Annotated in this window: 7 protein-coding genes and 1 riboswitch; all 7 genes read left to right on the forward strand. The window is 41.6% G+C overall.

What is annotated here, in order from left to right; genetic code table 11:
- Window positions 1–102: 102 nt before the first annotated feature.
- A complete protein-coding gene (locus tag AC3LHT_RS07795; RefSeq protein WP_488662491.1) occupies window positions 103–1,386 on the forward strand; it encodes an alpha/beta hydrolase family protein in 1,284 nt (427 codons plus the stop codon).
- 140 nt (window positions 1,387–1,526) lie between these two features.
- A complete protein-coding gene (locus AC3LHT_RS07800; protein ID WP_290647141.1) occupies window positions 1,527–2,150 on the forward strand; it encodes an NUDIX domain-containing protein in 624 nt (207 codons plus the stop codon).
- A 205-nt stretch (window positions 2,151–2,355) separates the two neighbouring features.
- The gene (gene guaB, locus AC3LHT_RS07805) at window positions 2,356–3,813 is read left to right on the forward strand and encodes an IMP dehydrogenase (protein ID WP_488662494.1); all 1,458 of its coding nucleotides are present in this window, start codon (window positions 2,356–2,358) and stop codon (window positions 3,811–3,813) included.
- 119 nt (window positions 3,814–3,932) lie between these two features.
- Window positions 3,933–4,033, forward strand: a riboswitch (purine riboswitch).
- 124 nt (window positions 4,034–4,157) lie between these two features.
- Window positions 4,158–4,658, forward strand: coding sequence for a 5-(carboxyamino)imidazole ribonucleotide mutase (gene purE / locus AC3LHT_RS07810; protein WP_488662492.1), 501 nt, complete (start codon window positions 4,158–4,160; stop codon window positions 4,656–4,658).
- A 50-nt stretch (window positions 4,659–4,708) separates the two neighbouring features.
- Entirely contained in the window at window positions 4,709–5,419 is a 711-nt protein-coding gene (gene purC, locus AC3LHT_RS07815; protein WP_290666721.1) for a phosphoribosylaminoimidazolesuccinocarboxamide synthase, read from the forward strand.
- Window positions 5,420–5,422: 3 nt separating this feature from the next.
- Window positions 5,423–5,677, forward strand: coding sequence for a phosphoribosylformylglycinamidine synthase subunit PurS (purS, locus tag AC3LHT_RS07820; protein WP_290647151.1), 255 nt, complete (start codon window positions 5,423–5,425; stop codon window positions 5,675–5,677).
- A partial coding sequence (purQ, locus tag AC3LHT_RS07825; RefSeq protein ID WP_488662493.1) for a phosphoribosylformylglycinamidine synthase subunit PurQ occupies window positions 5,674–6,371 on the forward strand: 698 nt, incomplete at its 3' end. The genes purS and purQ, both read left to right, overlap by 4 nt.

The following is a 6,371-nucleotide window of genomic DNA, read 5'->3' on the forward strand; positions in this document are numbered from 1 at the left end:
CTGATAAAGGATAATGGACTTTAATAAAATTTAAAACAGGTATTATTTATTGTTGTTCCGCCTCCAAGCTTAATGAACAACATGGACGAATCGGAACTTTGTGTGTTCGATTTAGAAAGCAAAAAGATTGAGAAGCTCGGCATTTCCAGACTCCGTCCCGATTTCCGCCTTTCTCCAGATGGCAGAAAATTGGCATATACGCTTACCAAAGAAGGGTTTCCGTGGCAATCGAACAATCCCCTGGAGATACTCGATCTGGAGACCGGAGAAAGAGAGAGGATACATATAGATGTTGATTCCATCATCGAAATCGTAGCTTACACAAAGAAAGGATTGTACATAAGCTGGGGAGAGGGTACAAGAATAAAGATTGGTTTATTAGATCCTGATGGAAAAGTTGAAACTCTGACAGATGATAATTCCACGGTTTTCTGGGCTGCGGTGTCTAGTGACACGGATAAATTGGTTTGCATAAAAGCGACGCCGACAGAACCTTTTGAAGTATATCTTGAAGGCAAAAAGATAACAGATGAAGGAAAGTTTTACAAAGAAAGGTTGACTTCCAGAAAGCAGCTTATACGCTGGAAGAGTCTTGACGGTGTGGAGATAGAGGGTGTGCTGTCAACTCCACCGGATTTTGATCCTTCAAAGAGATATCCGTTGCTTCTGATAGTGCACGGTGGTCCAACGTGGCTATCCTTTGATGTACCGACTTTTAGTAAAACGTATCCTTTAGAACAGTTTGTGGAAAAAGGGTTTATAGTTCTTGAACCCAATTATAGGGGAAGTGACGGTTACGGAGAAGAATTTAGAAGGATTAATTACAGAAACCTTGGAATCGGTGATTACGCTGACGTCATATCCGGAGTGGATTACCTCATTGAGAAGGGAATTGCAGATCCAGAAAGAATAGGCATAATGGGCTGGAGCCAGGGTGGATACATCACGGCCTTCTGTTCTTTATACAGTAACAGATTCAAAGCTGCTTCCGTTGGTGCCGGAATAAGTGATTGGATAACGTATTACTACGCTACGGATATTCATAATTTCACGGTGTATTTCCTCGGTGAAACACCCTGGAACGACGAAGAGATCTATAAAAAGACTTCTCCAATGACATACATAAAAAACGCCAGTACCCCAACATTGATACAGCACGGCGACAATGATCAGCGTGTGCCTGTTCCCAATGCCTATAAGCTTTATCAGGGGCTTAAAGATATGGGAGTGCCAGTGGAATTCGTTATTTTTAAGGAAATGGGGCATGGCATTCATAAACCCGGAATCGCGAGAGCGATTATGAAACAAAATCTCATCTGGTTCTCGCATTATTTGCTCGGTGAACCAATGGAAAGTTTTTACCTGAAAGATCATGTAGATGATTAGTTCGTAGAGAAAGAAAACTTTGTGAACTACTTCACTTACTGATTGTGGTTAGATATAATAAGATGCGGTAATGTTTATACAGTTTATACAGGTGAAGTCAAAGTCGAATGCAAGACAAAATTCACGGGAGGAAAAGGAATTTGAAACAGGATGATCTCATCCCTTATGATTCTGAAAAAGGTGCGGGACTGCTGATAAAAGTTGGTCCGCACTACATTTTTCAGGTGTCTGGTGAAAAGCATAGTGTCTCTGATGGAGAAAGGTTCTTTTCCGGAATTGGTGGACATGTCGAAGTAGGCGAAAGTTTTGTCGATGCTGCCCTTCGCGAGGCAATAGAAGAGATCGGTACTGAAGTTGAATTGCTCAGTTCGGAAAAGACCTATTACCTCAAACATACCGGACAAATCATCGGATTATCTCTTGATGAAGAGATAACTCCCCTGATGATATACGAAATGGTTCATCCTAAGGGTACCCCGAAAGAGGGTAAACTATATTACATCGTAATTTTTATTGCGGAATTCAAAGGAGATATAGGCGAGCTGGATCCCCAGGAAGTAAGTGCTATTCTTGGGTTGAAAAAAGAACAAATAATGGAATACGTAGATAAAATGGTATCAATCGAAAAGATACTGGAACAAGGAGGAGTAGTTATTCGCGGGAAAATAAGTGCTGGTACCATACTTTTTCCGCTTGGTACTGCAGCTGCTTTTGGAAAACTACTTAGATTTCTTAAAAATGAAAATAATTTAAATAGTCAATAGAATTTCCCCTTCACAAAATTCTATCTTTATATTCCACGAACTAACTGATTTTCCTTCTAAAAACCGAATACTTTTATATTTCAGAGTAATTATGAAGAAAAATCGAATCGATATACCAAAGTGACGAGGTCAGTTGAGTATGTTAAAATACTCCATAAAATCCCATTGGTGGTCTTACCAATAAGGCTTGGAGGTGCTGTGAGTGATCAGAGAGGCTCTTACTTTCGACGATGTACTGCTTGTTCCCAGGTATAGCGAAGTTTTGCCGAGGGAAGTGATTCTTGAAAGTAGACTGACCAGGAACATTGTTCTAAAAGTGCCGTTTTTGAGTGCTGCAATGGATACCGTTACTCAGGCGAAAATGGCCAAGGTTATGGCAAGAAATGGTGGTATCGGTGTAATCCATAAAAACATGACTCCTGAGGAACAAGCAGAGGAAGTTAGAGTAGTTAAGCGAGCCGAAAATGGAGTCATAATCGACCCTGTAACCATATCTCCGGAAACGACAATCAGTGAAGCGAATAGGATTATGGGGAATTATAAGATCGGTGGACTTCCTGTGATCGATGACACAGGACGGCTTCTTGGACTGTTGACTAACAGAGACATCAGATTTGAAAAAAATCCTGGGAGATCTGTCAAAGAGCTAATGACACCATTTGAAAGACTAATAACGGTAAATCCCGATATCACCCTTACCGAAGCCGAAGAAATTCTTCATCGCAACAAAATTGAAAAACTTCCTTTGATTGATAGTGACCGAAAGCTTATTGGACTTATAACCATAAAGGATATAACTGCTGTTAAGGATTATCCAAATGCGGCTAGAGATTCCCGTGGAAGATTGCTTGTATCTGCGGCTGTGGGAACTTCTTCTGATACCTTAGAAAGAGCCGAAAAGCTTGTTAAGGCTGGTGTAGATGTCGTCTTTGTTGATACCGCGCATGGTCATTCTCGTGGTGTTATCGAAACGGTGAAAAGATTGAAAAGTGCTTTTCCAAACTTACCTGTAGTCGCAGGGAATGTTGCTACTGCCGAGGGCACGCAGGCTCTTATCGACGCTGGAGTTGACGGAGTCAAAGTGGGAATCGGGCCAGGTTCTATATGTACCACGAGAGTGATTGCGGGCATCGGCGTCCCCCAATTAACAGCTGTTATGGATTGTGCAGCTATTGCTAAAAAATACGGTGTTCCTATAATTGCTGATGGTGGTATAAGGTATTCCGGCGATATTGTGAAAGACCTCGCTGCAGGTGCATCAACTGTGATGATGGGTTCCATATTCGCAGGCACAGATGAAGCTCCGGGCGAAACAATTATCTACAATGGAAGGAAATTCAAGGTATACAGGGGAATGGGAAGTTTGGGAGCTATGAAAAAGGGATCCAGTGACAGATATTTTCAAGATGGTGTTGCTCCACAAAAATTCGTACCTGAAGGAATCGAAGGAATGGTTCCTTATAAAGGATCGGTTGAAGATGTACTTTTTCAACTCGTTGGTGGTCTTAGATCAGGAATGGGTTACACGGGCTCGAAGACTGTTGAGGAGTTATGGAAAAAGGCGAAGTTTGTGAAAATAACGAGAGCGGGTTTTGTTGAGGGTCATCCACATGATATTAAAATAACGAAAGAAGCTCCCAATTACAGATTTACAACGGATTGACTGCCATTGTTTTTTTGTTGGTAATGTGAAGCTAACAAACCTCTAAAGATATTAAACACGTTGTTATTTGACACTGATAATGGGATCATGTTAGTATCATTGCATCAAGGCTGAAAAGTGAATAGTACGTACTGGAAACTCATATAATCGCGGGAATATGGCTCGCGAGTTTCTACCGGCAACCGTAAATTGCCTGGCTATGGGTTTCGATGGTTGTTTCTCAATCATTTTTTTGATGGTTGGAAACTCCGTCGTTATCTAACTCATAGTCTGCCCCGGTTGAAGGGGTTTTTTCTTTTTTGTACAAAGCCAAAAATCTATGAAGGCAGACTAGGAGGTTGAGCATGCGGAGTACTCCAAAAGTAGCGATTGTAATGGGAAGCGATTCAGACCTACCCATAGTTCAAAAGGCCATTGAAATGCTAGAAGCCTTTGGAGTCGAGAGAGAAGTCAGGGTTATTTCCGCCCACAGAACACCCAAGATGCTTGATGACTTCGTTTTGAAAATTGCTGAGAAGGAAATCGAAGTAATCATCGCCGCTGCTGGAAAGGCCGCTCATTTACCGGGGGTTTTAGCCGCCAAGACACTTATCCCCGTTATTGGGCTTCCCATGAAATCTTCCACATTGGATGGTTTGGATTCACTTCTTTCCATTGTACAAATGCCAAAGGGTATGCCCGTGGCCACAGTAGCGATAAACGGAAGTGAAAATGCGGCCCTTCTGGCGATTCAGATATTAGCTCTTAAATATCCTTATCTCGCTGAGAAACTGGCCTCATACAGAGATGCGATGGCCAGGGAAGTGCATGAGAAGGACGAAATAGTACGTAAAAACTTCATGTAGCGCTGGTGTAAACCGGCGCTCTTTTATTTAAAGAGACGAGGAGGTAGAAAATGGAAAGACTTGAGCTGCTATACGAAGGAAAAGCAAAAAGGGTATTTCGTACTGAATCAGAAGATTTGTTGATACTCGAATTCACAGACGTGGCAACGGCATTCAATGGGAAAAAGAAAGGAAATATCGCTGATAAAGGAGCGATTAACAACGAGATGTCTGTATATCTATTCAGCACTCTTGAAGATTTAGAAATTCCCACACATTTTGTGCAAAAGCTTGGAGACCGAGAAATGCTTGTCAAACGGGTGGAGATCATACCGATTGAGGTCGTGATGAGAAATATCGTTGCGGGTTCGCTATCAAAAAGGCTTGGAATTTCAGAGGGATTTGAACTCGAAACACCTGTTCTGGAATTCTATTACAAAAGCGATGAACTTGGTGATCCTATGATTAACGAATACCACATAATGGCTATGAAGCTGGCTTCAAAAATGGAAATGAAAAAAATAAAGGATTTGGCTTTCAAAATCAACACATGCCTTATTAACGAATTTTCAAAGGCTGGCTTAAAGCTCGTGGATTTCAAACTTGAGTTCGGCAGATATAAAGGTCAGATCATTCTAGCGGATGAAATTTCTCCGGATACCTGTCGGTTGTGGGATATGAAAACAAATGAAAAATTTGATAAGGACAGATTCAGAAGAGATCTTGGAGACGTTGAGGATGCCTATAAAGAAGCTCTGAAAAGACTTTTGGGAGGGAGATAGGTGATGTTTAAGGTAAAGATACATGTTGTTCCAAAAAAAAGCATAGCCGATCCACAGGGAAGTGCTGTAAAAGATGCCCTTGGTACAATAGGATTCTCTGGAATTGAAGAGCTGAGGATAGGGAAAATCGTTGAAATCAAACTCGATGTGAGCAACAGAAAAAACGCAGAAATAATGATTGAAGAAATGTGCGAAAAACTCATAGTTAATCCTCTTATTGAAGAGTATAGCTTTGAGTTTGTGGAGGAATCAATATGAAATTTGGAGTTGTTGTTTTTCCAGGTTCAAACTGTGATGCCGACAGCTATCACGCCCTTAAAGACGTGATGGGACAGGAAGTGGAATATATATGGCACAAAGAACAGAATGTTGACCGTTTTGACTGCATAATTCTGCCGGGGGGTTTTTCCTATGGCGATTACCTTAGGTGCGGAGCCATTGCCAGATTTTCACCAGTGATGGACAAGGTAGTGAGATTTGCAGACAGCGGGAAACCTGTCATAGGCATATGCAATGGTTTTCAAATCCTCACAGAAGCGGGTCTTCTACCCGGTGTACTCACGCAAAACCAAAGCCTGAAGTTCATCTGCAAAATGGTTTCAATTCGTATCGAGAACACAAATACTCCCTTTACAGAGCTTTGTAGCAAAAAGCAAGTCCTAAAGATACCAATTGCCCATGGCGATGGAAACTATTATGTTGATAAAGATACGCTCAAAGAAATGGAAAAAAATGGGCAGATTCTTTTTAGATATTGCGATAACGATGGTGAAACCAGCGAAAAAGCCAATCCAAATGGCTCCATTGAAAATATAGCTGGCATCTGCAATCAGCAGGGAAACGTAATTGGCATGATGCCACATCCCGAGAGGGCTGTTGACTGCGCCTTGGGAAGTGAAGATGGGAAGACGCTCTTTGCATCCGTTATTCACTATCTCGAAAGGAGTAGTGT

The organism is Kosmotoga sp. (assembly GCF_982836095.1).

Bases quoted from the DNA above. Each gene is read 5' to 3' on its own strand.
- purE (WP_488662492.1), top strand. From the start codon at position 4,158: ATGCGGAGTACTCCAAAAGTAGCGATTGTAATGGGAAGCGATTCAGAC.
- purC (WP_290666721.1), top strand. From the start codon at position 4,709: ATGGAAAGACTTGAGCTGCTATACGAAGGAAAAGCAAAAAGGGTATTT.
- purS (WP_290647151.1), top strand. From the start codon at position 5,423: ATGTTTAAGGTAAAGATACATGTTGTTCCAAAAAAAAGCATAGCCGAT.